The sequence below is a fragment of the Pseudomonas onubensis genome (genome assembly GCF_965653655.1).
Lineage (GTDB): Bacteria > Pseudomonadota > Gammaproteobacteria > Pseudomonadales > Pseudomonadaceae > Aquipseudomonas.
On record NZ_CBFHAZ010000012.1, the window covers coordinates 25,718 to 48,794 of the forward strand.

Here is a 23,077-nt window from a genome sequence, read left to right on the forward strand (position 1 = left end):
ACCTAATATTTCAACATACCCGGAGGCCCGACGATGAAACGCAAATGCCTGGAAGGCGACTGTTGCCCGGTGGCCCGTGCGCTCGACGTGGTGGGGGATTGGTGGACGCTGTTGATCATCCGCGATGCCTACGCCGGGGTGACGCGCTTCGGTGACTTCCAAAAACACCTGGGCGTGGCAAAAAACATCCTTGCCACGCGCCTCAAGGAGATGGTCGAGCAAGGCCTGTTGCAAACCAGTGAAGTGGGCGCGCGCAGTGAATATCAACTCACCGACAAAGGCCGTGCGCTGATGCCGGTACTGGTGACCCTGGCGCAATGGGGCGAAACCTTCACGCAGCCGGCTGATGGCAGCACCCACTTGCTGGATGCGCGTTTGCTCAAGCCGCTGCGCAAGGTTGAGATCGTGTCCGAGGACGGCCGGGTGCTGGGCCTGGAAGACATCATCACGCAGATGCCAGCGGCATAACGACTGGGCCATTGTGGCGAGCAGGCTGTTGTGACAACCAGGCTTGTTGTGACAAACAGGCTTGATGTGGCGAGCAGGCTTGCCCTGCGTTGGGCTGCGAAGCAGCCCCGGCTCTTTCTGCCTGACTCACCGCGCCGCCTGGATTGGGGCGGCTTCGCCACCCAGCGCAGGGCAAGCCTGCTCGCCACAAAGGGAACATGGCGACCTGAAACGCTCTCGGGCAAAGCCTCCAAGGCGTCAGGGGCATTTTCTTCAATACCGCTCACGTTCAGCCCTTTACCGTGAAGCCATCGTCACTCGGCATCACCAAAAGGAACTGCAATGAGCTTGATCCTCTCCATGGCCGCCTTCGCTTTGGCCACGTCCATCACCCCCCGGCCCGGTCAATGTGGTGGCGCTCAGCTCCGGCGCGCGTTTCGGCTTTGCCGCCAGCCAGAAACACGTCTTCGGCGCCGCCGTCGGTTTTACCTTGCTGCTGGTGCTGATCGGCCTGGGCCTGCATGAAGTGCTGGTGCGCTGGCCGATCCTCACCCAGTTGATTCAGTGGGGCGGGGTCGCCTTTCTGCTCTACATGGCCTGGAAACTCGCGGTTGACGATGGCCGACTCGACGCCGAAGGCACCGCCTCCGCGCCGTCGATGCTCTACGGCGCGATCATGCAATGGCTCAACCCCAAGGCCTGGCTGGCCTGCGTGGCGGGCATGGGCTTGTTTGTGGCCGATGGCGATGCGCGCCAAGTGTGGTTATTTGCGGCGCTGTATTTGGTGATCTGCTACCTGTCGGTGGCGTGCTGGGCCTACGCCGGAACCTTTTTGCGGCGCTACCTGAGCAACCCCCAAGGCGTGCGCCTGTTCAACCGCTCAATGGCCGCGTTGCTGGTGGCCAGTGTGGGTTATTTGCTGATGGCTTGAGCAAGTCGCGGTACTGCCCCGGCGTGGCAGCGAAATGCAGTTTGAAGGTGCGCTGAAAATGCGCCTGGTCGGCAAAGCCTGCGGCCAGGGCCACATCGGCGATCAGTTTGCCATTGCGCAATTGCGTGCGGGCGAACTGAATGCGCCGGTTGACCAGAAACGCATGGGGCGTGAGCCCGTAATACTGCTTGAACGCACGAATCAGATACGACGGCGACAGCTCGGCCGCCAGGCAAATATCCTCCAGCTTCAACGCCTCGGTGCAATGCGCACGGATGTACTCGGCGGCGCGCTCCAGCTTGTGGTTGACCTCGCGCAGCGGCGTCAGCGACGGGTTCAGGCGCTGCTGCACCTCGGTGAAATAACTCACCAGCGCACTCTGTTTTTGCAGCAGTTCGGCCTGCTCATCCAGCAGAATTGCGTACAGCTCGATCAGGCCGTTATACAACAGCAGGTCGCGGGTATGCGGGGTATTGAACGGCCGATAACCCTGCTCGGTGCTGAAACCCAGCTGGTATTGCAGGTCCGTCAGCCACGGTGTGTCGAGGTAAATCATGTGATACGACCAATGCTGGTCTTGGATCGGGTTGCAGGCATGCACATCGCCGGGGTTCATCAACACCACCGTGCCGGCGCTGATCTCGAAGGTCTGCGCGCCATAGTGGTAATAACTGCGCCCGCGGGTGATGGCGCCGATGGAAAAATGTTCATGGGCGTGCCGGGTGTAAGTGACCTTGCGCCCGTCGGCGATGGTGCGCGCCTCGATGAACGGCAAGCGCTCATCACGCCAGAAGCGTGGCGCGTGTGCGGGGTGAGAGGGTGTGTTCAGCGACATGGCGGTGGCTCCATCCCTTGAGACGAGTTGCGATCATTGCACAGAGCGCCGGGGTCGTCAGCTTCAAAGCTGTTTGGACAAAAACACCCGGCTGCTGCCTTCGGGCTGGCAGGGTATTTCACCAAACCGCACCCACCCCTGTTTCTCGTAAAAACCCGGTGCCTGGAAGCTGATGGTGTACAGCACCGCATTCCGGCAACCCCGGCGCCGTGCTTCTTCTTCGAAGGCCTGCAGCAATTGGCTGCCCAGGCCCGAGCCGCGCAGCGATTCGGGCAAGTGAAACAGGTCGAGGAAGGCCATGCCCAGGGTGGTTTTGCCCGTGATGCCACCCAGGATCTGCTGGGTGTCCGGGTCTTTGAGCAACACCATCAACGGCCGACGGTCATTGCCGCCGGTAACGGCCTCATTGAACGCGGCAAGGCCATCGCCCAGCAGGTGCTCGGCGTCGGGGTTGGGTTGGTCGCTGATTTCAATCATGCTCATGCGTTCTCGCTCCTCAAAGCCGCTGGCGCACCATGTGCAGCAACCGTTCACCCACCTGATCAAAGCCCTTGTTTTGCGCCACCACCTGCGCGCCCTCCATCAGCAGTGACAGCTCCTGCGCCAACGCCTGCGGCGCTTGAGCGCCCAACTGTGAACACAACGCGGCCACCCGCGCAAACTGGCGCTGCTTGTGCGCCTCGATCAACTGGCGTGCCGGGTGATCCGGCTCGGGTATTTCGGCCAGGCTGTTGGTAAACGGGCAGCCGCGATAACCCGCGCGTTGCAGGTCATCCACGATAAACCCGGTAAAGCCCAGCAACTGCTCGCGGGGCGCGTCGGGGTATTGCTGCGCCAGGCTGTCGAGCGCTTCGCTGTAGCTTTCGGTCAGGCGTTGCAGCCATTCCAGCACCAGCGCGTCTTTGTTTTCGAAGTGCCGGTATACGGTCATCTTGGTCGAGGCGGCCAGCGCGGCAATCGCATCCACGCTCACACGGGTGATGCCCTGTTGCGCAAACAGGCTTTGCGCGGCCTCGACAATCCGCTCCCGGGGCGGCAGTTGAGGGGCTTGTTGCACACGCATGCAGAATCTCCGCTTGACAGCGATACCCATGAGTATCGCATGATACTAATCGGTATCGTGCGATACCGAAGAGTATCCATCATACCCGTTTGGAGCCACCCATGTACCTGTCCGAATACGCTGCCCAGGACGCCACCGGTCTGGCGCGCCTGATCCACGCCAAAGCTGTCAGCGCCGATGAGGTCCGCCGCGCCGCACTGCACGCCATGGCCGCCCTCAACCCGCAGATTAATGCCCTGGTGGACACCTGGGACGACGAACCGCCCGCAGCACCCGGTGCCTTTCACGGCGTGCCGATGTTGCTAAAGGACGTGGGCATCAGCGCCGCCGGGCGCCGCAATGAACTGGGCAGCGCCCTGGCCCTGGGCTGCACCGCCGAGGCGGACTCCGAACTGATGACACGCTTTCGCCGCGCCGGCCTGCTGCCGCTGGGCCGCACCACCACGCCGGAATTCGCCACCAGCACCACCACCGAAAGCCGCCTGTGCGGCCCCACGCGCAACCCCTGGCACCTGCAACGCAGCGCCGGCGGCTCCAGCGGTGGCTCGGCCGCCGCCGTGGCGGCAGGGTTGGTGCCGGTGGCCCATGCCACCGACGGCGGCGGCTCGATCCGCGTACCGGCGTCACTCTGCGGCCTGTTCGGCCTCAAACCCAGCCGCGGCCGCGTGCCCATGGGGCCGGACGTCGATGAAGTATGGAGCGGCCTCGCCGTACACGGCGTGCTCACCCGCTCGGTACGCGACAGCGCGGCCCTGCTGGACGCCATCCACGGCGCCGCGCCGGGCGACCCGTTCCAGATTGCGCCACCGCAGCACAGCTTCGCGGCGCTGTCCCAACATGAACCCAAAGCCCTGCGCATCGCCCTGCAAACCCGCCCACTCAATGGCCAGGCGCTGCACCCGGCGGTGCAACAGACGCTGCTGAACACGGCGCGACAGTTGCAAGCACTCGGCCATCACGTCGAAGAAATTCAGCCGGATATCGGTTTGAGCTGGGAAGCCTTCGTCGAACTCAACGCGCGCTTCTGGTCCACCAATACCGCCGCCTGGATCGATGCCATCGCCGCCGCCACCGGGCGCGAAGCCAGCGCCCAGTACCTGGAGCCCGCGACCTTAAGCCTGTATGCATTGGGTAAATCGCTGCACGCCACCGACCTGCTCGGCGCCCTGTGGGAACGTAACCTCGTTGCTCGACGCATGGGGCAGCTGTTCCAACGCTACGACGTACTGCTGTCACCCACACTGCCTGGGCTGGCGCCCGAAATCGGCGACTACAACCAAGGCCAGGAACAGCTCGACGGCCGAAGCTGGATGCAACGGGTGTTCGCCCATTCGCCCTTCACCGCGCTGGCCAACGTGACCGGCAGCCCGGCGATGTCCGTGCCCTTGGCCATGTACGATGGGATGCCGATCGGTATGCAGTTTATGGGTGCGTTTGGTTGTGAAGGGTTGTTGCTGGCGTTGGGGGCGCAATTGGAGCAGGCGGCCCCGTGGGCGGCCCGACGACCGCAGGTGTGGGCCGGGTTCGTCTAGCGCTTGGAGCACCCTCCACGGGACCTCACACCATCAATGACTCACACTCGCTGCCAGCCGCCCATGTTGTCGGCCTTGATTTCGAAATCGATGGCTTCGCGGTAAGCGTCGCCAAGATCAGCGTACAAACCCTTGCCGCGTGCTTGGGTAGGCTGCCAGGTTTGTGTCTGTGGATCGAACACTTCGGCATCGTCACCGGCGGTGTCATCCCGCTTGTTGCGCAAGGGGGTGTCGTTATCAATTCGGTGTTCGAGGCTGGCCCAGAGTTTGGTATTCGAATTGACCAGCGGGAAAACCGCCTGGTTTGCCGTCTTGCCCCTTGGGGACATGATTGTAGGGGAGGCCTGGGGCTCGCGATCCAGGGGAGCACTGTGAGCTGCCTCATGCATGTGTTGGATGTGCGAAGGGGGAGTGTAGGGCGTACGGGTGATTGGAAACATGGACGTACCTCGGCGATCTTTAAGAGAAAGTATCGCCAGAACCTGATCCGGCGATTCCCTTCGAAAACTACAGAGCCCTGCCGAGGCATTCAATAAGGTGATTTTTTGCAGATGTAACTGCTCAACACTGCTGGTGACTGCGCTCATGTAACGATGGGTGCGGTCTATCGGCCGTGGCTCAAAACCGCGTATGACGTTTCAACTTGGCCGTCAGAAAAGGCAATAGAGGCCCGCTTCTTACCTGTTGAAACACAGTTGCCCGTTCAACGATGGCTGGCGGGCCTAAATCCCGTTACATAAACGCGAAGGCCTAAAGGCCCATCACCATCTCATGCCACGCCATCCCGCCGTGCTCCGACGGCGACGGCTGCACATAGCCGTAACCCATGCGCGTGTACAACGGCACATGCTGCTCCTTGCACATCAAATGAAGCGTCTGCTTGCCCATCACGCGCATGCGCTGCACAAACTCAGTCATCAGCAATGTGGAATATCCTTGGCCCTGATGCGCCGGGTCTACCACCACCGACATGATCACCACATTCGGCGCCTCGGCCGCATGGCCCACCAACTCCTTGAACGCCTCATCCGACATCACCACCTGATGGGCGCAGCCACAATTGATAAACCCCACCACCGCGCCATCCGCCTCCAAAATCAAAAAGCCCTCGGGGTACTGCGCAATACGCGTAGCGATCTTCTCCAGCGTCGCGGCTTCGTCGCCTTCGTAGGCGCTGGTTTCGATTTCAAAGCAACGCGCGGCGTCGGCGGGCAGGGCGTTGCGGAAGGAGAGGGCGGGCATGGGCGTTTCCTGGGGCATTGAGCGAAAGGCCACATCATAAAGAAACATCCAGTGCCTGACACAGATTGTGATGATGGCAAGCACGCTCACTGTGGCGAGCGGGCTTGCGCTAATGCCAGTCAGTTAAGACATAGCCGGTAATTGTGGCGAGGGAGCTTGCTCCCGTTGGACTGCGTAGCAGTCCCATGCTTTTAAAGCAAAAAGCAGGGGCCGCTTCGCGCCCCAGCGGGAGCAAGCTCCCTCGCCACAGATGCCGGGTTTTCCAACAGCCATTTCCGCCAATAAAAGAGGGGAGTGTGAATCGAACATCACGCCTATCACCGCGTACCTTAGTCGAGAATACAAGCGCCTGTTTGGCGAGCCGCCTAGAAAAAACGTTGTGACCATCAAGACCGCCAGGCAGTAGCCGCCCCAAAAACCAGAAAGCCCGCCAAAGCGGGTTTCCTCACGGCTCACATCACGTCAACTCACAGCAGGCACATCAAAACCGCGCCGCTCCATCACCGTAAACACATCCGACACATCCTGGATCATGATCCGCGCGGTATTGGCGACGGTATTCACATCATGCTCGGCGTAATCGGACACATTGGAACAGGCCATCAGGTGCAGTTAGGCGAGGGCTGCGTTGAGACGCTCGCTGGCGCAGGCGTGGAGCTCGCTGAGCGGGGCGTCGGCAGGGCCTCCGCGTTTACACTAAGCCATGCAGATTGTTAGAACGAAGTTTTACATTAATCGACTGGAGGCGCTCCATAGGCTGTCCGCCCAACTGTTGATTACCCGCCAGATGCTGGGCCTGACGAAGAATTTCCGTTTGGAATCGAGTGACCTTCGATGCGTCCAGGTACTGCGCCTTGACATCTTTACGAGCCTTCAAACGTACGACCAACCCTGGGGGTAGGGCTGTGCCCTTGGCTGCGCATCCCAGGCAGAGTGTAGCGAGATCATCCAGGCTGCGGACTTCCAGCTCTTTGAGCTTTCCGCCATTGGGGCCACCTTGAAGTGGGTGCGCTTGGCTTTGGTAAGAGAAGTGGCTCGTTTTTCTGGTGAACGTGTTGTTAATCGAATGAGACGACAGGTGATTGATTTTTTCAAAACCAAAAACCATCGGGACCACATTACCTTGGTTCAAAAGGCTTAAAAAAGGTGCTTTGCCGTTTTCCAGATCCCGTTGCAAGGTATTGACTGTGTCCTGATAAAAACGACGCAGCGAATCGCCTTTCAGTACTTTTTGCTGTTCTCCCTGCTGTAGAACTACGGACGTCGGGAGGAATTTTCCGAGTGCGTACAAATCTCCGGGTGTTTTGTGATTGCCTTTCATGATGTGGCTATCGTGTAGCATTTGTTGAAGCCAGGTAACTGCTTCTTGCGCCGTTATATGGTCCAGATTGGCAACATTGATTTTACCGGGCTGCATCTCTGGTTTAAGCACCTGACCGCTGTCCAGGTTTTTAAGTATTACTTGGGTTAGACCGTGTTGCAGTGCTCGCGAAAATGCGTTGCTGGGCTTCATTCCCGCGCCTTTTGCGTAAATACGCGGTTTGGAGCGAAGCCCCTTGCGCGTAGTTCTGTCACCATCGCTTTCCTGAGTTCGGTCTGAAAAAAACACCTGTCCTTCCAGCGATTGACTGCCACCCTTTTTGTCATTGGCCCCGCCCATTAGGCCGCCCGACACTAATACCTCCAACCCCCAGGGTGTGCCGTGAAACGCTTCAGGTTTCATATGGCCTCGCGGCGCGGTGTTGTTCAGCGACTCAAGCAGGGCCATACGAATACTTGAACGGCTGCGCGAATCGATATTTCGCATACTGTCCAGGATGTCGAGAGGCGAGCGGTCCTGGGTGTCCAATTGGTTGGCCAGCAGCCCCTGTTGGCGCAGCTGTTTGATCTGGGAAGTATCACCCCGTTTAACGGCATCATGAAAAGGTTCGGCAGCAGGTTGACTGCTAACGTGGGCAGGTTGTGTATACCGACTAGAGATCATAAATAGAGCCCCTACGTGAATGACAGAAACATTCTGTAATGAGTGGCAATATCAAGTTTTCGGTTCCTTTTTTTGATCTGAGTGGGATGACCTCAAGCGGTTTATATCGTCGTGCTATTGGCGTGTCGATTCTCAAAAGGCTGGCACGCAAGCCTTTGTCAATGCAGGCAACCAAGGTCAGTCATGTCTGCTGCCTGGAGATTAGTAACGGACCCACTCTATGGATAGCGGTAGCAGACCCGACGCGAACATCTGCTTGCGTTGCAAACAGCATTGGCCTTCCAGATCTTCGCGACTATTACCCACTATCGTGCAGCGATGTATCGCGTGGACGAGCTGGCAGTTGATTCCGCCAGCACCTTTGCTCAGGGGCCTCAGGTTTTCCAGTGGTTCAATTTGTTCAGGTTATACAGGGCCCGTATTTTGGGCTGCGGCGCAAAACTTGCGACAAGGTGCAACGCAGTCGGCAGTGGGTTTTGTGCCGCAGTCAGTTGCGGGTTTACGGCGTGGAGGTTTTTCATCGCCATGATGTGAAAGTCGAATGCGTCTTGACGGTGCAGTTCAGGAACATGGTCGATCCCGTGCCGGTTCAGGCTCACCAACGTACTCGCCATGTGCTGCGCGCCCTCGCGGGAGAGGCGGGTGGTGTCTGCTCTGCCGACGGTGTCGCGCAGTTGGTAGGGCACCGACTGAGTAATCGAGGAACCCGGGAAGTCCGCGAGCACAGGCAGTTTCTGGCTGATGGCCTGCGCTAGGCGCATTTTATCGTTTGGATTTTCCACGGCCTTTAACAGCACGATGGCTTTTTTGAACACTTCTTTGATGACCAGCGGTTGATTGTTCCGCAGCTTTAGCTGGCTTAACTGAAGGTTCATGTTCCACAGCAAATTGTGCATCATTTTTGCGCTGTCGTCGGGATGAAGCCCGCCCTCGAGCAGCGCCATGGCGCGCAGTGTGTACTTGAAATCAGAGTTGTGGAGCTCGTTCCCCAGGTTTTTGATCAAGGTGTCGAACTGTCGATGATCCTGGCGTGCAACCGGCAGCAGGTCTTGCGTGTTACGCGAGACTTTAGAGAAGGTCGCCTGGGCACTGAGAGGCAAGTGCTTGACCACCTCAAGCTGCATCTCAGTGGGCATTTCATTCCAACGACTCGTCTGTGAGGCTCCCGCTTGCAGGCTGCGTTCAAGCTGGCTTTGCGTCAAGGCCGAGGCGCGGGGAGTGGAGCGGGGGGCATCGGGGCGGGGTGGCCGCAATGACTCGGCTGAGTGAACGGGTGGGTCCTGGCGTTTGGATTTGGATTTGGATTTGGCTTTTGGTTGGCTCGGATCGGCGTTTGTACTGTTGACACTTTTACCCATGATGCGCTGCAACATCTCATCTATCCCCACCAGGTCAGTACGAATGTACGGGCAGTGAGTGGGTGTACAGAGGTTCTGGTTCCCATGCCGACGAGCGCTAGCGACTTGCCTGATATGGGAAAAGGGGACGTGGGAAAAGGGGATGCATTTATTTAGACACATCAAGTCTGGTAGGCAGTAGCCGCCCCAAAAGTCAGAAAACCCGCAAAGGCGGGTTTCCTCACAGCTCACATCACATCAACTCACAGCAGGCAAATCAAACCCGCGCCGCTCCATCACCGTAAACACATCCGAAACATCCTGGATCATGATCCGCGCGGTATTGGCGACGGTATTAACGTCATGCTCGGCGTAGTCGGACACATTGGAACAGGCCATCAGGTGCAGGTAGGCGAGGGCAGCGTTGAGACGCTCGCTGGCGCAGGCGTGCAGCTCGCTGAGCGGGGCGTCGCTGTCGATGAGCAGAACAGGGTATTCGGTTGCGGTTTGGGACATGGGGGTGAAGCGGCGGGGCGGGTGTTGAGTAGTCATGGTGTAAATCCTCAAGAAAAAAGATTTACCACCGGCTCTGCTGCGAAACAGATTGGGTGGCAGCTGTGCGCGGGTTCGCAGACCGGACGATTTACACCAAAACCCGGCAGACCCGAAGGTCTCCCACGCACAACCGCCATAAAACATTCGGCAGCCGGGAGCCGGCTGGGGTATGTCTGACGGTGCTGGTGTGAATCGTTTTAGGGCTGCGAAACCCTGTCGCTGGCCAAGGCCGGCGACGGGGCGAACTATAAGGGGGGTTTAGCCAGGGCGCAACTGAGAGGATGTATCAACCTCAGTCATTAATTTCCCCCCCCTAGGTCCGGAAGATTTGGTTAGTTTCACAGGCCTGCTCAGTTATTTGCAGCGGGAGCTTCTGTAGGTCTGCGTGCATAGCTGGCAGAAATCTGCCGGCAGGCGACTGGCGTAACTGGGTGAAAATAGCTGAGAGCCGTCCAGCGTGAACGGCAGCAAACGGCCAGAAGCAGGCACTCAAAAAGCGCTCTGAACGATCAGGCTCTAATGTCATGAAATCATTCAGCTGTCGTACCATAGACACATCGACAGAGCGGAGGTTGATATGGGAAATGGTCAGGGCAAACGAGTCGTTGTCATTGGTGCAGGCATCGTGGGCGCGTCATTGGCGTATCACTTGGCGGGTAAAGGCGCGAATGTCACCGTGGTCGAGGCTGAAGGCATAGCTTCGGGAGTGACGGGCAGTTCATTTGCTTGGATTAATACCTCGCACCCCGACCCTGACCCGATTGCGCAACTGCGCGGTTCTGCAATCAAGGAGTACCGCCGACTCGAAACGCAACTGCCTGGCCTGAAGATAAGATGGACAGGTGCCTTGTCATACAGCGTGACGCCGAGTGGAGCGCTGCCGATCCCAGGTAACGATGCTTCGGCAAAATTGGTGTCTCGATCCCAGATTCTCGACCTTGAACCAAATCTCAAGACCCCTCCTCAGTCGGCTTTATATGCGACTGAAGAGGGGGCGCTGGATGCAGTGACAGTTACACATGCATTAATCGCAGGTGCCGAGGCATATGGGGCGCAAATGCTCACTCAGACGCGAGTGCTCGGTTTTGTAACCCAGAATCGAAAGGTGATCGGAGTCGAAACAACAAAAGGCATCATCGACGCCGACATCGTCGTATTGGCAGCCGGGACAGGCATCACGAAGCTGACAGAGATGCTTGAAGTGTCCCTGCCAATAGAGGCCTCGCCTGCCATTTTCATCCGTTACAAGTCACAACCCAACCTCGTGCACACCCTAATCTCCAGCCCTGAAATGGAAGTGAGGCAAAGTTCAGATGGTGCGTTGCTGGCGGCAGAAGATTACCTGGACGACACCATGGACAATCAGCCAGCAGCGATAGCGCTTCGAACTGCCAAGACAATCCAGAACGAACTCCATGGTGTTGTTTCCATAGAACCGGAATGGGCTTGTGTCGGACTAAGGCCCATGCCTGTCGATGGCATCCCCGTGATCGGTTATCTACCAAAAGTGGGCGGCGTCTATGTGTGTGCAATGCACCCTGGAATTACTTTGGCGGCGGTAGTGGGACGCCTTGTCAGCGAGGAAATCAACGATGACAAGGCGTCCAGTGCCCTTTACCCGTGCCGCCCCGATCGATTCTTCCAAGCGTAGGAGATCCTTTTGTGAGACAGCAGACCTGCCGCGATCTGACGCATACCGACCTCTCCCACTCCGCCAGCGCTTAGACCTCCTGCTCAGCAAGGGCATCACGCTCAGCGAAGATCCTCGCCATTTCAGCGGCGTTCCGGGTTCCCCAACTGCATAGCGGAAGAATCGCCTCTGACAAACTGCTACCCAGCAGGGTCAGCGTATAGTCCACGCGCGGCGGTACTTCTCGGTAGTCATTGCGGGCCAACACGCGGTCACATTCAAGATCCTTCAGCTGCTGAATCAGCACTTTGTCGCTGACGCCTGGGATCAAGCGTTTCAACTCGCCATAGCGTTTCGAACCATCGCGCAGAAAAAAAAGTATCAGTGGTTTCCACTTGCCCGAAATGACGCGCAGTGTGGCGTTGAGCCCGCAACCGGTACCGCAAACTTCATCAGATGTGGTCATAACCTGCCTACTTACCAAAAGGTGCATACTTGTCCTTAGGTTATCAGGGATGCATCCTTGTTCTCAAGCAAGCAGTTTTGCTTGCATCTACCCGCAATCGAGGATGCACAACATGACCAGACTCAATGGCAAGACCGCCGTTATCACCGGCGGCGCTACCGGCATCGGCCGCGCGGCGGCGAAGCGTTTTATCGAGGAAGGCGCTTTCGTCTTCATCTTCGGCCGCCGGCAGCAGGCCCTGGACGCTGCAGTGGCAGAGTTGGGGCCCAATGCCCGAGCGGTAAAAGGATCGGTTTCCAATGAGGCGGATCTCGGCCGGCTCTACGCAGCGGTTAAAGCCGAACGCGGAACCCTCGACATCGTCTTCGCCAATGCCGGCGCTGGCAGCCCACTGCCGCTTGGCAAGATCACCACCGAGCACATTGACGAAGCCTTTGATACCAACGTCAAGGGGACCATCTTCACGGTTCAGCAGGCACTGCCGCTGATGGGCCCAGGTAGTTCGATCATTCTCACCGGTTCGAGCGCCGGCACCACCGGTGCCCCGGGATTCACCGCCTACAGCGCAAGCAAGGCAGCCGTGCGCAATCTTGCCCGGACCTGGGCTGAGGATCTGAAGGGCACGGGCATCCGCGTCAATGTGCTCTCCCCTGGCGCAACGGCGACCGAACTGGCCAAGCAAGCGTTGGGCGAAGAAGGTCAGAAAGCCTACGGTGCAATGACTCCGCTCCAGCGCATGGCCGAGCCGGCGGAAATTGGAGCCGTGGCTGCGTTTCTCGCGTCGTCGGACAGCAGCTTCATGACCGCCAGCGAAGTCGCCGTCGACGGCGGCCTGGCGCAACTTTAAACCGCTGCGCGCGACCTCCTTTCCATCATTCGTCGGGTGCGGTAAATCCGAAAGGGAATAGTATGAGCTACGCAATTATCGGCTTCGGCAAAATCGGCCATGCCCTGGCAAAGGCGTTTGCCCGCAAAGGCATCGACGTAGCCGTGGCAGCCACTCGCAGTCCTGAAAACCTTGCAGCCGATGCGGCTGCTATCGGGCCAACGATCATTCCAAAAACGCTGGCCGACGCCGTCAGCGCGGACATCATCTTTCTTGCTGTGCGTTTTGAGTCCCACCTGGATGTCGCGAAGGCGCTGCCAACCTGGAAGGGAAAGACCGTCATCGATGTTACCAATGCGTATGGCGTATCGCCTGAAGAGCTGGGTGGTGAGCCATCGTCCAAGGCCGTCACTCAGGCGTATACGGGCGCAAGATTGGTCAAGGGGTTCAACCATTTGGGCTCAAATGTCCTTGAACAGGATCCGACCGTGCAGGGTGGCCGAAGAGTCGTCTTTTTAGCCAGCGACGATGACGCTGCCGCAGAGGAAATCGGTTCGCTTGCAGAAACCCTCGGCTTCGCACCGATCAAACTGGGAGGGCTTTCGGAAGGTGGATTGCTTGTGCAAGCGCGGGGCAATAGCTGGGGCCCATTGATCTTCAAGGATCTGGTCAAGCCAAACTGAGCAATGGATTAGATCCTGCCAGCGACGAATACAATCACCAGCGGTTGACAAGTGATATGAGCGTCGCCATTGACTGCTGCCGTCCAGTTACCTTTCCTTCGCTAACAAGCGTTTCGTCGATTTTGTCCGAACGAGGGCCATTTTTGAGCGGATGACAGCCAGAGGCCAGCGAGCGGAGTGACGCTTTGGGTTGAAAGACGTCACTCCCGAGCGGCTGTTTTTGGCCGATTGCCAGCTGTAACGAAGGGAAGCAAACGGCTATCAGCGACATTACCGTTTTTTGCCCTACGCCCACTACACGCTGCCAACCCCGTCGGCGTTGAGCCCATTTTTAGCTTGCTGAAACGTTTCATCAAGTTTATAAAAATGGCACAACTCCAAGAAAGGCTTCCGCCATGACCCCGCTCAAACTCTTTGTTGCCCTCAGCGCTCTGTCCGCTGCCTCCCACGCCATGGCCTGGGATTACGTTCTGCTCGACACCGACAAAGCCGCCCAGAGCTGGCAGATCACCAGCCAGCAACTCGGAATAAAAACCGACAAGCCCTTCAGCGTTACCCTGCGCACCTTGCACGGCGGTCGGCAGGAGGGCGTCAGCATCGTCGACATCGATAACGGCACGATGAAACTCTCGGTAGTGCCGACTCGCGGCATGAACGTCTTGCAGGCCTCGGTCGGCAGTGCGCGCATGGGCTGGGATTCTCCGGTCAAGGAAGTGGTCAATCCGTCCTTCATCGAACTCAATGGCCGCGGCGGTCTGGGCTGGTTGGAAGGTTTTAATGAACTGGTCGCCCGCTGCGGCTACGAATGGGTCGGCCACCCCGGCGTCGACAACGGCGAACTGCTGACCCTGCACGGTCGGGCCGCCAACATCCCTGCGAACAAAGTCACCCTGCATATCGATGAAAAACCACCGTACGCCATCACCCTGCGCGGCGAATTGAAAGAGCAGGCGTTCAAGAAAGTCGACTTCTCGGTCGCGACCGAACTGGTCACCGAACCCGGCAGCGTGGTGTTCGCCCTCAACGACACCCTGACCAACAACGGCGACTATCCGAAGGAATACCAGGCGCTGTATCACAGCAACTTCAGCACCCCGTTCCTGGAGCAGGGCGCTCGTTTCGCCGCGCCGGTGAAACAGGTGTCGCCGTTCAACGACAAGGCCAAGGGCGATCTGCCCGACTGGCAAACCTACCGCGCACCGACCAAGGACTACGACGAAACGGTTTACAACGTGGTGCCGTATGCCGATGCCAAGGGCGATACGTTGACCGTGTTGCATAACAAGGCCGGCAGCCTGGGCGTAGCGGTCGGCTTCAATACCCAGACACTGCCGGTGTTTTCCCTGTGGAAAAACACCGACACCCAAGGCCAGGGCTATGTCACGGGGTTGGAGCCAGGGACAAGTTTTTCCTACAACCGCCGTTACCAGCGGCCACTGAACCTGGTACCGACAATTGGGCCCAAGGAACACAAGCAGTTCCGCATCAGCTACAGCTTGTTAGCGGATAAGGCCGCGGTGGATAAGGCCTTGAAGCAGGTGAGCGAGATTCAGGATGGGCGGCAGACTGAAGTGCGGCAGACGCCGTTGGTTGATCTGACCAAGGAGTGATGCCGGCTGGGGCATTGTCGGTCGAAGTGTTCGCGCCCGATTCCGTCGGCTTGTTCAAGGTCCGCCAGCGAGCGCGTGACCTTGGGCAGTCGATGGGCTGCTTGCCATGATTCGCGCACTTCCCGCTCTAGGCCGATTCTGCTCAATTACGCTTCCCATCCACATCACTGGAACTAAACCCCTACGCACTTTAGATTATTGCGTAACCGTAAAACGAAACACCTGTTCCTGCAGGCCCTCTTTGATCAAAACAGCCAATTGTTGCGCCGCCGCAGTAGGCTCGCCGCCACCGCTGTGTAGCACATAACCAAGGCTTGGTAAGACGGGTAAACCAGAAACAACACTGAGATGGCTCGGCAACCCAATACGGGTACGCAGCGTCACGCCCAACCCCGCAGCGACGGCCGCCCAGATACCCGCGACGCTGGGGCTGGTGAGGGCGATGCGCCAGGGTATTTGCGCGGCGTCCAGCGCCTGGGTGGCGGCGCTGCGGAGTACGCAAGGTGCGTCGAACATTATCAAGGGCAGCGGTGAGTCATCAGCGGCGGTCAGCAATGGCGTATCGCGCGGCCCGATCCAGTGCATCGGTGTTTCGCCCAGGCGCGTGGCGTAGGGCGACATAGGCCCGGTGTCCCAGGTCAGGGCCAGGTCCAGGGCTTCACTTTCGACCAGGGTCAGCAGTTCGGCATTACGGGCGATCCTGACTTCGAGGCTCACCCTCGGGTAAGTCTGTACGAAGCGTCGCAGGATATCGCTCAGGAAATGTTCGCCAAAGTCCTCTTGAAGCCCCAGGCGCAGGGTCCCGGCGGTCTGGCTTTGATGCACGCTGTGGAAAATGCTGTCGTTCAACTCCAGTAACCGGCGGGCATGGCTCAGCAGTGATTCGCCTGTGGGGGTCAAGACCAGCCCGCGACCGGATTTAGCCAGTACCGGCGTGCCTATCTGCTCCTCAAGTTTCTTTAACTGAGCACTCACGGCAGACGTCGACCGACCGAGACGATCCGCGGCTTTGGCAAAACTGTTGAACTCCACACCCGTGACGAAGGTGCGCAATACATCAAGATCGAAGGTTGGGCGGCGCATTCAATAGTCCACTAATTCTGGATGGTCGATGCCATTAAATCTGATATTCGGAAGGGTTGCGACTTGATAATTTTCATCCTTCAAATCGGGACGTCAGAGGGAAAACCATCATGAATACGGCCATGGCCACTGGGCGCGAACTCCAAGGCAACTATCCGCAGAAGTTTGCCGAGTTGACCGACAAGGTATTGTTTGGCGACATGTGGACGCGTACGCAACTCAAGCCTCGTGAACGCAGTTTGGTGACGGTGGCTGCGCTGGTGGCGATGTACCGTCTTGAGCAACTGCCGTTTCATTTGCAACGTGCGCTGGATAACGGCGTGAGTGCCGACGAACTGGCCGAAGTCATCACCCATCTGGCGTTTTATTCAGGTTGGCCGACGGCCGCTTCGGCGCTGAATGTGCTGAGCGAACTACAGTTTTGCCTTTCAAAACGCCCGGAGTAAGCGCTGATGCCGTTTGCACGAATTTCACTGCACCGAGGCAAGTCGGCCGAGTATTTACAGGCGTTGTCTCAGGGGTTGCACGACGCCCTGGTCGAGAGCTTCGAAGTACCGAAGACAGATCGCTTCCAGGTCATTCACCAGCATGAGGTCGGCGAGTTGATATTCGATCCCCACTACCTGGGTGGGCCGCGTAGCCATGACTTTGTGCTGATCGCGATTACTGCCGGCCGTGCTCGAAGTGTTACGACGAAACAGCATTTTTACCGTGATCTGGTCGAGAAACTGGGGCGGGCGACGGGGCTGAACGCGGAGGACGTGATGGTGGTGATCACCACCACGGCCGGTGATGAATGGTCGTTTGGAGGAGGGCGGGGCAACTAGGTTTTAAGTAAAACGGGGTCATACCCTGAGGGTGCCCCTTGCTCTGTTTTCTATGCGCTGCAGTTGATGCCTGACGGTTTGACATCTACGACTCACGCAGTCTGTCCTTGTTCGAGTGGTGTGTGTTCGCAACTATCACCGTAGACCATAGACGGCCATGCTTCATTTTTTGTAGCCATATCACCTAGCTAGCTGTTAAGTAATAGCCATTCGGCTCTACTTTTATTTCGCCATATTACTTCCTGTGTGCGGGAACTTTCATCCCTGACGCGCCACAAAAAACGTTGCAAGACAGGGGTGGATAATTTTACTCGCAACAATACTCTTCATCTCTGTCAATACCATTACTCATATTTTCTATTAGAAAGAAGAGCCCTGTTCATGAACGTTTCGACAACCAACCGATACACCCCTGAAAAATCTTCGTACTACAAAAAATCTCCAGCGCTTGTTGTAACGAATGTAAAAGAAAAACTATTTGACCCTATCAACGCATTCAACGCACCTCAAAGACGGTTTGGTGAGATTTACGACAGCAGTTCCCATGCGGCCGTTATAAAAATGATAATGATAAAGTTCGGCCAGAACCCCACTGACATGTTCAAGACCGTCACCCGTACAGGAGAGTTTCATGACGTCACATTGAGAGACGGCACTCAGATACAGATCTCCGATAATGAATTGAAACAAACAGCTGCAGCCTCACGCTTTATTGGCAATGATGACTCAGTTATACGCAACGCTAATTTTGCGTTGTGTGTTTTTGTCAAGCACAAACAAATGTCCAGCTCTAAAAACGGTAACCACCAAGGGTTTGAACGTGTGCTATCAAATTCCTTACAAGGGGAGACGTCGTTTAATGTACTAAAAGGTCTGGGCATGGCTGGGTTAATCCGCCAGATTCCCTCCGAGGCGCTTCAGCAAAACGGCGGCATAGGGGTGATGACAACCGATAATTTTGGCGCCTGCCTGGTAAAGGATGACGCAGGACACGATTATGGTCGCAGACGACCGATTGATCGTCCTTACATTTACGTGTTAGACGAGAATAAGGCGTCGGCCGTTAGCAAGCCCACAAAAATATCCAGCGTGCCTGTTAGCACAACTAGCCCAGTAGCAGTCCCCGTGCTCGATCAGACTTCAGAGTTGTCGAACAAAAGAAATGGCGAAAAACCTTCTGATATCGTGAGGGGATTTGACGCCGAAGAACGGCCGTATGAAACCCGAATTGGATTTAATCGAATAGCTAACGTCATAAAAGTGTTAATGCTAAATTTCGGCCAAAGCCCGACTGACGTATTTGAAAAGGTCACACCAGCCGGGGACGGGTATGACGTGACGATGAGAGACGGCTATCAGTTGCATGTGTCGAAAGACGAATTGAAACGCACGGCTAAGGTCTCAACATTTTCCGGAACAGATGACGGAGCGGTCAAAGACGCTAACTTCATGTTGGCAGCATACGTAAAACGCAAACAACATGCCGGCATACGCGGTTATACCTTTAAGGATTTTAATAGCGCTTTAAACGATACCCAGGTTGGCGATGCGTCCGACGTTATATTTGATCGACTGGGTATGTCCGCATATATGATATCTGCCTATCCTGATAAGGTAGGAAAGAAGGGCGCTATCGCGCTCGGCGGCAAGTCTGACGGTTACGAACTTGTAATTGACTCCGTTATGTACAAGCATGGCAAACAAAAGCCTTACGTCGGAGAGGGTGGCTATATGATTGTCATGCCCACGCCGGATACATCTCCCATTGAGCCTAACAAAAAAATCTCGAACCTTTCGAGTATGCCCGTGGGCAAAAAACCTCGCGATATCTGGAGTGGGTTGTCTCAAGGCAGTGAAAACAATTGTGTGACTGTCTCATCGATCAAGGCGGCCATGCTGAAGTTCGGCCAACATCCGCAGGGCATTTTTAAACGCATTACCGAGACATCTGAAGGTTACACCGTGACCATGCGTGATTCATTCACGCTGCGCTTGACTCACGATGAGTTGAAAAAAGCGCGTTCAAGTGCTGATTTCTACGGCGATGATCAAGGCATGTTAAATGACGCCATTTTTTTGTATGCCGCGAGCGCTAAGCGAGAGCAAATGCTCGGGCAAACGGACAAGAGCTTTGAGTCAGCCATGGACCACCTCAATAGTGGTGCTATGCCCGACGAAGCGTTTATGCGCCTTGGTTTGGGTGGCCGCATTCGCGGAAGCAGTGCTGAGGAATTGGCCAATGGTGCGCTGGGCATTCTTGGAAATTTCCAACATAGTGTAGTTGTAACTGATGGATTCCTTGATAATCGTGGGCAAAAGATCAAGTTGTCAGGGTCGGAATGGATGCACGGCAGCTCGGCAGTAAAGCTAGTCTAGCGCTGGTTTGACTCTGCAACAAAATACCGGGGTATCTAGTCCTTAAATAGGTGCAAACCTATTTCAGTACTGGACATGGCTATCATCATTCTTATTCCGGAGTATTTCAGTGGTGGCATTGGGTAAAGGTTGAGGACGTTGAAAAAATCCCACGTGTTCTCAAGTTCTGGATGGTCATGCCGCCACTCGTCGCGGTTGTATCAAGCATAGGTATGGCTATCAGCGGGTTCTTTATAGAAAACTAAACTGCCCCGCCTTCCTAAAACTGGGAACCTCATCTCAGGCTCTCTATACTGGCCCCCCAGGATGGTAGTTCGAGCGCAGACTATGCCCGTCACACCCAATCAAAACTCCACTATCATCTTGGTCCAGGCTCAAGAAAGTGACTTGGATGATCTGGTAGCCATTCGGATTGAGGCCATGCGCGAAAGCCTGGAGCGTGTTGGGCGATTTGATCCAGTGCGCGCGCGCGAGCGGTTTGTTAGCGGTTTTGAAGCTCGCACCACTCGCTACATCGAGGCATCTGGCGAGCGGGTTGGTTTTTTAGTGGTCAAGCATCATCACAATGAACTCTTGCTCGACCATTTGTATGTGAGGCCGCGCGCGCAAGGATCAGGTGTAGGGGCTGCGGTGCTCACTCAAATTTTCAAAGAGGCGGATGCCGCGGCGCTCCCCATTAAAGTGGGGGCTCTCAAAGGCAGTGCTTCGAACCGCTTTTACATCCGCCATGGTTTCCGATTCATCGAAAGCAGTGAATTCGACAATTATTATGTTCGTCGGAGTGTTCCGGCGATTGGCCCAGCTGGCTAGCTGGACGCCTGATTGACGGTTAACACTCCTCTCGCCCTCGACCGCCAAGCAAACCCCACCACCATCAACAACCCCAACCCCGCCATCCCAGCCCCCGCCAACGAAATCGCCGTAATTCTAAGGGTCAGGTCACCAATAATTGAATGTGGTCTGATCCTGAGGAGTACACCGTCCCTTTTCCTGATTTCATCCGACCACTCTCTGCCATTAGTTCCTCAATGACTATGCCGGTGAAGCCCCTGGAGCGTCCAGTGCGTAGGCATGTACTTAGAGTGAAGTAGTCCGTTTCTGAAACGTTAAAACCACCCCTCTACACGTCTTACCTCCGCTGTGGCGCCTTCTTATAGTCGTGCGCCTCAGTCACTTGGAGGTGCACGCATGCAGGGACCCTACGCATTTATCAATGAATATCCCCAACCTTATCCATTGCTTAAACTAAGCCTGGCGCTTGATCCGTATACATACACCAAGTTCGACACCCTCAACCAGCACATCCGCAACACGGTGGTGTTGCCGGGGCAATTGGTGATCATCGGCGATAGCCGAACCGCCGCTTGCACCGCTGAAGAGGCACAGCTGATGCGCTCGGCACAAAATATAAAGCTCGCCCTGTTGGCGCACTCCTCAACCGACCAGTTCCTGATCAAAAATTATGATCAGGTGCAGGCTATCTTGAGCTATTCGTCCCTTGGCATCGGCAGTGCCAGCAGTGCATGGAGCAAGCATTTGGCGCAAGTCGAGAAGACCCTTATGGAAATCGAGAGTTTGCATAAGCAGTACTTGAGCAAAGGCACCACTGGGGCGAGGGAGGAGTTTTTGGTTAAGCGAAGGGCGCTGTTTTCCAGGTTGGACAGCCAAATCTCGGGCATGGCGCGCTTTGGTACGGGGTTGAGAAACGAAGGTTCGATTAAAAAGATGTTGGGCATTTCCAGTAAAAGCTATTGGCACCATGGAGACATTCGTGGGTATGAGGAAAGGGTCAAGCGTTTAGCCAAGGCCTCGCAAATATTGAAGAAGGGGACTTACATTGGCATAGCGCTGGATGTTGGGGCGACGGCGCTGGAGATAACGGAGGCGTGTTCCACAGGGCGTGAGCAAGAGTGTACGCAGGCAAAGTATGTTGAAGGGGGTAAATTGGTAGCCGGCGTTACGGGCGCAGCAGTTGGCGGGAGCATTGGGGCTGGTATTGGTATCAGCGCCTGTGTAGTTGTTTTTGGCATACCTACAGCGGGTGCTGGAGCCTTGGCATGTGCAATCGTAGGCGGTGCAGCAGGTGGGTTGGCTACAGGGGCGCTCGGAAGCGGGCTGGCGGAAAGTGCAGGCAAGTTTATCTACAAGACTGTGAGTAATTAAATGGCTTGGCTATATCTGGGCACGTGCTCCCTCATCCTCATGGTACTCAGCATTCCGCTCACTTTTTACGTGATGTTCAAAAAACTCGATGCCGCAGAGCACTACGTGCAACACAGCGACTATGTAGTCGGGTACAGGCATATTTTCCGTAATGCTCATTTTGAGGGGCGGCACGTGCGTGTAGTCGCCATGGCTATCATCATTCTTATCCCTAAAGTGTTTCAGTGGCGGCATTTGGTACAGGTTGGGGACGTTGAAAAAATCCCACGACGTCTCAAGTTCTGGATGGTCATGCCGCCACTCGTAGCGGTTGTTTCCATCATAGGAATGGCTATCAGTTGGTTCCTTATAGAACACTGAACAGGAAAATCGGGGTCAGACCCTGAGGAATCCCTGAGGGTCTGCTCCCGTTTTATGCGCAACCAGTCCAATGATCGCTACGGTTCCAGCCAGTCAGGATGAAGCTGCGGAAAACGCTCTTGCAGCCACTCAATAAACACTTGAACCTGTGGCGCCAGATGCGTCCGGCTGGGGTACAGCAACGACACGGGGCGAGGGGCTGGCCGATAGGACTTTAGAATTTCGACTAAACCGCGATTGTCCAAATGCTCTGCCACGGTGATCCCCGGCGCCTGGATTATTCCGAAACCCGACACGCCGCACTGAACGTACGCATTCGACTCGGTGACGGTGATGCCGGCGTTACTGACAAAGGCTCGATCCTGACCCTTTACTGAGAAATGCCACGGTAATGGCCTGTTGCTCTGACCGGACAAGAAGCTGACGCTTCGATGAGAGGCCAGATCCTCGAGTGTCTTTGGTTCACCGTGCTCGCGCAGATACTCAGGTGCAGCACAGGTAACCATGGTCGCCATCGCGATAGGGCGAGCGATCAACGTTGAATCCGGTAGATCGCCGATACGCAACGCACAGTCAATGCCTTCACCGACCAAGTCGACAGCCCGGTCCGTCACGCCAAGAATCATGTTGATACCAGGGTAGGCGCCAGTGAATTCTTTAAGGCTTTTGATGAATTCCAATTGCGCGAAAGCGGTCGGGATATCGACACGAAGTCGGCCTGCAAGCGTTGCACCGGATCGGTCGAACATCGACGTCGCAGCAGAAATACCCGCCAGAATTTCCTGTACCCGCTCATAAAACCGCTCACCCTCGGCGGTGAGTGCCACCTTTCTGGTGGTGCGCTGGAACAGACGCACACCTAATGAAGCCTCCAACTCCTGGATATACCGAGTGACCTGAGGTCGCCCGATGTCCAGCGATTCGGCGGCTTTGGTAAAGCTGCCAAGTTCGGCAAGCCTGGCGAACAGTCGCATCGATTGAAGTAATTCCATGACGCTTTCCTATGAAGCCCGGCTGAATAACCAAGTTGAGCAGGATTGTTGCCCAAGGATAGAACAATCATGTCTTTTTCTACGCATTTATTGCTTACGCTCAAAGGCAAAAAATGCACGCAAGGCCGAGCCGAT

General features: G+C 56.4%; 22 protein-coding genes and 2 pseudogenes. 12 read left to right on the plus strand and 12 right to left on the minus strand.

Going from position 1 to position 23,077, the window contains the following annotated elements; translation table 11 throughout:
• The first annotated feature begins 33 nt into the window (after nucleotides 1–33).
• Both ACTD9P_RS06610 and ACTD9P_RS06615 read left to right on the plus strand, forming a co-directional pair.
• Nucleotides 34–468 carry a winged helix-turn-helix transcriptional regulator gene (locus ACTD9P_RS06610; protein WP_438867090.1) on the plus strand — a complete coding sequence of 145 codons (435 nt, stop codon included), beginning with the start codon at nucleotides 34–36 and terminating at the stop codon, nucleotides 466–468.
• Nucleotides 469–789: 321 nt separating this feature from the next.
• A pseudogene (locus ACTD9P_RS06615) lies at nucleotides 790–1,378 on the plus strand (LysE family translocator).
• Here the strand turns inward: ACTD9P_RS06615 and ACTD9P_RS06620 are convergent.
• The 3 genes from ACTD9P_RS06620 to ACTD9P_RS06630 all read right to left on the minus strand — a co-directional run bounded on the left by ACTD9P_RS06620 (nucleotide 1,320) and on the right by ACTD9P_RS06630 (nucleotide 3,276).
• Complete coding sequence (locus ACTD9P_RS06620) at nucleotides 1,320–2,213, minus strand: AraC family ligand binding domain-containing protein (protein ID WP_438867091.1); 894 nt, start codon at nucleotides 2,211–2,213, stop codon at nucleotides 1,320–1,322. The pseudogene ACTD9P_RS06615 and the gene ACTD9P_RS06620 sit on opposite strands and share 59 nt — an antisense overlap.
• 63 nt (nucleotides 2,214–2,276) lie before the next feature.
• On the minus strand, nucleotides 2,277–2,696 hold the full coding sequence (locus ACTD9P_RS06625) for a GNAT family N-acetyltransferase (protein ID WP_438867092.1): 420 nt from the start codon (nucleotides 2,694–2,696) through the stop codon (nucleotides 2,277–2,279).
• 13 nt (nucleotides 2,697–2,709) lie between these two features.
• Nucleotides 2,710–3,276: a TetR/AcrR family transcriptional regulator gene (locus ACTD9P_RS06630; protein WP_438867093.1), complete on the minus strand. Its 567-nt coding sequence runs from the start codon at nucleotides 3,274–3,276 to the stop codon at nucleotides 2,710–2,712.
• A 101-nt stretch (nucleotides 3,277–3,377) separates the two neighbouring features.
• Here ACTD9P_RS06630 and ACTD9P_RS06635 point away from each other — a divergent pair, with 101 nt between their 5' ends.
• Entirely contained in the window at nucleotides 3,378–4,808 is a 1,431-nt protein-coding gene (locus ACTD9P_RS06635; RefSeq protein WP_438867094.1) for an amidase, read from the plus strand.
• Nucleotides 4,809–4,849: 41 nt separating this feature from the next.
• Here ACTD9P_RS06635 and ACTD9P_RS06640 read toward each other — a convergent pair whose 3' ends face one another.
• The 6 genes and pseudogenes from ACTD9P_RS06640 to ACTD9P_RS06665 all read right to left on the minus strand — a co-directional run bounded on the left by ACTD9P_RS06640 (nucleotide 4,850) and on the right by ACTD9P_RS06665 (nucleotide 9,923).
• The gene (locus ACTD9P_RS06640) at nucleotides 4,850–5,395 is read right to left on the minus strand and encodes a hypothetical protein (RefSeq protein WP_438867095.1); all 546 of its coding nucleotides are present in this window, start codon (nucleotides 5,393–5,395) and stop codon (nucleotides 4,850–4,852) included.
• A 163-nt stretch (nucleotides 5,396–5,558) separates the two neighbouring features.
• A complete protein-coding gene (locus ACTD9P_RS06645) occupies nucleotides 5,559–6,050 on the minus strand; it encodes a GNAT family N-acetyltransferase (protein ID WP_438867096.1) in 492 nt (163 codons plus the stop codon).
• Between the two features lie 462 nt (nucleotides 6,051–6,512).
• Nucleotides 6,513–6,728, minus strand: a pseudogene (locus ACTD9P_RS06650) (fructose-bisphosphate aldolase); the annotation flags it as partial.
• A 13-nt stretch (nucleotides 6,729–6,741) separates the two neighbouring features.
• Complete coding sequence (locus tag ACTD9P_RS06655) at nucleotides 6,742–8,034, minus strand: ankyrin repeat domain-containing protein (RefSeq protein WP_438867097.1); 1,293 nt, start codon at nucleotides 8,032–8,034, stop codon at nucleotides 6,742–6,744.
• 374 nt (nucleotides 8,035–8,408) lie between these two features.
• Nucleotides 8,409–9,407 (minus strand): F-box protein, encoded by a 999-nt coding sequence (locus tag ACTD9P_RS06660; protein WP_438867098.1) that lies wholly within the window; start codon nucleotides 9,405–9,407, stop codon nucleotides 8,409–8,411.
• A 222-nt stretch (nucleotides 9,408–9,629) separates the two neighbouring features.
• Nucleotides 9,630–9,923 (minus strand): hypothetical protein, encoded by a 294-nt coding sequence (locus ACTD9P_RS06665; RefSeq protein ID WP_058422774.1) that lies wholly within the window; start codon nucleotides 9,921–9,923, stop codon nucleotides 9,630–9,632.
• A 580-nt stretch (nucleotides 9,924–10,503) separates the two neighbouring features.
• Here ACTD9P_RS06665 and ACTD9P_RS06670 point away from each other — a divergent pair.
• The gene (locus ACTD9P_RS06670; RefSeq protein ID WP_438867099.1) at nucleotides 10,504–11,577 is read left to right on the plus strand and encodes an NAD(P)/FAD-dependent oxidoreductase; all 1,074 of its coding nucleotides are present in this window, start codon (nucleotides 10,504–10,506) and stop codon (nucleotides 11,575–11,577) included.
• A 70-nt stretch (nucleotides 11,578–11,647) separates the two neighbouring features.
• On the opposite strand, the gene ACTD9P_RS06675 is transcribed toward ACTD9P_RS06670, so the two are convergent.
• Nucleotides 11,648–12,022: a winged helix-turn-helix transcriptional regulator gene (locus ACTD9P_RS06675; protein ID WP_438867100.1), complete on the minus strand. Its 375-nt coding sequence runs from the start codon at nucleotides 12,020–12,022 to the stop codon at nucleotides 11,648–11,650.
• A 112-nt stretch (nucleotides 12,023–12,134) separates the two neighbouring features.
• On the opposite strand from ACTD9P_RS06675, the gene ACTD9P_RS06680 reads away from it, so the two are divergent.
• The 3 genes from ACTD9P_RS06680 to ACTD9P_RS06690 all read left to right on the plus strand — a co-directional run bounded on the left by ACTD9P_RS06680 (nucleotide 12,135) and on the right by ACTD9P_RS06690 (nucleotide 15,141).
• Nucleotides 12,135–12,869, plus strand: a complete 735-nt coding sequence (locus tag ACTD9P_RS06680) for an SDR family NAD(P)-dependent oxidoreductase (protein WP_438867101.1) — start codon at nucleotides 12,135–12,137, stop codon at nucleotides 12,867–12,869.
• A gap of 62 nt (nucleotides 12,870–12,931) precedes the next feature.
• Nucleotides 12,932–13,531 (plus strand): NADPH-dependent F420 reductase, encoded by a 600-nt coding sequence (locus ACTD9P_RS06685; RefSeq protein ID WP_438867102.1) that lies wholly within the window; start codon nucleotides 12,932–12,934, stop codon nucleotides 13,529–13,531.
• A gap of 395 nt (nucleotides 13,532–13,926) precedes the next feature.
• Nucleotides 13,927–15,141, plus strand: coding sequence for an aldose 1-epimerase family protein (locus tag ACTD9P_RS06690; RefSeq protein WP_438867103.1), 1,215 nt, complete (start codon nucleotides 13,927–13,929; stop codon nucleotides 15,139–15,141).
• 195 nt (nucleotides 15,142–15,336) lie between these two features.
• On the opposite strand, the gene ACTD9P_RS06695 is transcribed toward ACTD9P_RS06690, so the two are convergent.
• A complete protein-coding gene (locus tag ACTD9P_RS06695; protein WP_438867104.1) occupies nucleotides 15,337–16,224 on the minus strand; it encodes a LysR substrate-binding domain-containing protein in 888 nt (295 codons plus the stop codon).
• A gap of 110 nt (nucleotides 16,225–16,334) precedes the next feature.
• Here ACTD9P_RS06695 and ACTD9P_RS06700 point away from each other — a divergent pair, with 110 nt between their 5' ends.
• The 5 genes from ACTD9P_RS06700 (at nucleotide 16,335) to ACTD9P_RS06720 (ending at nucleotide 21,590) form a co-directional block, all read left to right on the plus strand.
• Nucleotides 16,335–16,670, plus strand: a complete 336-nt coding sequence (locus tag ACTD9P_RS06700; RefSeq protein ID WP_438867105.1) for a carboxymuconolactone decarboxylase family protein — start codon at nucleotides 16,335–16,337, stop codon at nucleotides 16,668–16,670.
• 6 nt (nucleotides 16,671–16,676) lie between these two features.
• Nucleotides 16,677–17,051, plus strand: coding sequence for a tautomerase family protein (locus ACTD9P_RS06705; RefSeq protein ID WP_058421966.1), 375 nt, complete (start codon nucleotides 16,677–16,679; stop codon nucleotides 17,049–17,051).
• Nucleotides 17,052–17,432: 381 nt separating this feature from the next.
• The gene (locus tag ACTD9P_RS06710; RefSeq protein ID WP_438867106.1) at nucleotides 17,433–19,427 is read left to right on the plus strand and encodes a hypothetical protein; all 1,995 of its coding nucleotides are present in this window, start codon (nucleotides 17,433–17,435) and stop codon (nucleotides 19,425–19,427) included.
• 327 nt (nucleotides 19,428–19,754) lie between these two features.
• Nucleotides 19,755–20,237, plus strand: a complete 483-nt coding sequence (locus ACTD9P_RS06715; RefSeq protein WP_438867107.1) for a GNAT family N-acetyltransferase — start codon at nucleotides 19,755–19,757, stop codon at nucleotides 20,235–20,237.
• A gap of 378 nt (nucleotides 20,238–20,615) precedes the next feature.
• A complete protein-coding gene (locus tag ACTD9P_RS06720) occupies nucleotides 20,616–21,590 on the plus strand; it encodes a hypothetical protein (RefSeq protein WP_438867108.1) in 975 nt (324 codons plus the stop codon).
• A 437-nt stretch (nucleotides 21,591–22,027) separates the two neighbouring features.
• On the opposite strand, the gene ACTD9P_RS06725 is transcribed toward ACTD9P_RS06720, so the two are convergent.
• Nucleotides 22,028–22,942: a LysR family transcriptional regulator gene (locus ACTD9P_RS06725; RefSeq protein WP_438867109.1), complete on the minus strand. Its 915-nt coding sequence runs from the start codon at nucleotides 22,940–22,942 to the stop codon at nucleotides 22,028–22,030.
• Nucleotides 22,943–23,077: the final 135 nt, after the last annotated feature.

Bases quoted from the DNA above. Each gene is read 5' to 3' on its own strand.
- ACTD9P_RS06705 (WP_058421966.1), top strand. From the start codon at position 16,677: ATGCCGTTTGCACGAATTTCACTGCACCGAGGCAAGTCGGCCGAGTAT.
- ACTD9P_RS06695 (WP_438867104.1), bottom strand. From the start codon at position 16,224: ATGCGCCGCCCAACCTTCGATCTTGATGTATTGCGCACCTTCGTCACG.
- ACTD9P_RS06670 (WP_438867099.1), top strand. From the start codon at position 10,504: ATGGGAAATGGTCAGGGCAAACGAGTCGTTGTCATTGGTGCAGGCATC.
- ACTD9P_RS06635 (WP_438867094.1), top strand. From the start codon at position 3,378: ATGTACCTGTCCGAATACGCTGCCCAGGACGCCACCGGTCTGGCGCGC.
- ACTD9P_RS06610 (WP_438867090.1), top strand. From the start codon at position 34: ATGAAACGCAAATGCCTGGAAGGCGACTGTTGCCCGGTGGCCCGTGCG.
- ACTD9P_RS06675 (WP_438867100.1), bottom strand. From the start codon at position 12,022: ATGACCACATCTGATGAAGTTTGCGGTACCGGTTGCGGGCTCAACGCC.
- ACTD9P_RS06720 (WP_438867108.1), top strand. From the start codon at position 20,616: ATGCAGGGACCCTACGCATTTATCAATGAATATCCCCAACCTTATCCA.
- ACTD9P_RS06715 (WP_438867107.1), top strand. From the start codon at position 19,755: ATGCCCGTCACACCCAATCAAAACTCCACTATCATCTTGGTCCAGGCT.
- ACTD9P_RS06620 (WP_438867091.1), bottom strand. From the start codon at position 2,213: ATGTCGCTGAACACACCCTCTCACCCCGCACACGCGCCACGCTTCTGG.
- ACTD9P_RS06725 (WP_438867109.1), bottom strand. From the start codon at position 22,942: ATGGAATTACTTCAATCGATGCGACTGTTCGCCAGGCTTGCCGAACTT.
- ACTD9P_RS06655 (WP_438867097.1), bottom strand. From the start codon at position 8,034: ATGATCTCTAGTCGGTATACACAACCTGCCCACGTTAGCAGTCAACCT.
- ACTD9P_RS06700 (WP_438867105.1), top strand. From the start codon at position 16,335: ATGAATACGGCCATGGCCACTGGGCGCGAACTCCAAGGCAACTATCCG.
- ACTD9P_RS06685 (WP_438867102.1), top strand. From the start codon at position 12,932: ATGAGCTACGCAATTATCGGCTTCGGCAAAATCGGCCATGCCCTGGCA.
- ACTD9P_RS06625 (WP_438867092.1), bottom strand. From the start codon at position 2,696: ATGAGCATGATTGAAATCAGCGACCAACCCAACCCCGACGCCGAGCAC.
- ACTD9P_RS06660 (WP_438867098.1), bottom strand. From the start codon at position 9,407: ATGTTGCAGCGCATCATGGGTAAAAGTGTCAACAGTACAAACGCCGAT.
- ACTD9P_RS06640 (WP_438867095.1), bottom strand. From the start codon at position 5,395: ATGAGCGCAGTCACCAGCAGTGTTGAGCAGTTACATCTGCAAAAAATC.
- ACTD9P_RS06630 (WP_438867093.1), bottom strand. From the start codon at position 3,276: ATGCGTGTGCAACAAGCCCCTCAACTGCCGCCCCGGGAGCGGATTGTC.
- ACTD9P_RS06710 (WP_438867106.1), top strand. From the start codon at position 17,433: ATGAACGTTTCGACAACCAACCGATACACCCCTGAAAAATCTTCGTAC.
- ACTD9P_RS06645 (WP_438867096.1), bottom strand. From the start codon at position 6,050: ATGCCCGCCCTCTCCTTCCGCAACGCCCTGCCCGCCGACGCCGCGCGT.
- ACTD9P_RS06680 (WP_438867101.1), top strand. From the start codon at position 12,135: ATGACCAGACTCAATGGCAAGACCGCCGTTATCACCGGCGGCGCTACC.
- ACTD9P_RS06690 (WP_438867103.1), top strand. From the start codon at position 13,927: ATGACCCCGCTCAAACTCTTTGTTGCCCTCAGCGCTCTGTCCGCTGCC.
- ACTD9P_RS06665 (WP_058422774.1), bottom strand. From the start codon at position 9,923: ATGACTACTCAACACCCGCCCCGCCGCTTCACCCCCATGTCCCAAACC.